The sequence below is a fragment of the Deinococcus alpinitundrae genome, from assembly GCF_009982895.1.
GTDB lineage: Bacteria > Deinococcota > Deinococci > Deinococcales > Deinococcaceae > Deinococcus > Deinococcus alpinitundrae.
This window is the reverse complement of sequence record NZ_WXZL01000186.1, coordinates 1-295: the sequence shown is the minus strand read 5'-3', so window position 1 is coordinate 295 and position 295 is coordinate 1. Positions and strand designations below refer to the sequence as shown.

Sequence of the window (295 nt, the reverse complement as noted above, 5' to 3'; positions counted from 1 at the left end):
AATTTACTTTTATCATTTCCAGGCAGTAAAACTTGAATCTTAATACCTCTAAACTTAAAACGTAAGTTGTTTTTACCATGTTTCAAAGCACTAATATTTTTCATTTCCATAGTCTTTCCAGTGTAGTATCGGTATAATGCTTCCTTGTCATGTTTATTTACTGACTTTTGATTTTGTTTTGCATGACCTGAATGAACTTCTGTTGTTAAAGTTCCTGTTGTTAAAATTCCTAAAGCTAATGTCGCTTTTGCTAATGCTGTAAATTTCATATTTATTTGCTCCAATCTTAATATAT

At 29.2% G+C, this 295-nt stretch carries 1 protein-coding gene; it reads right to left on the bottom strand.

Annotated features, from left to right (window positions below; translation table 11 throughout):
- On the bottom strand, positions 1-269 hold a 269-nt coding region (locus GUI70_RS25550; RefSeq protein ID WP_368733645.1), incomplete at its 3' end, for a hypothetical protein.
- Positions 270-295 lie beyond the last annotated feature (26 nt).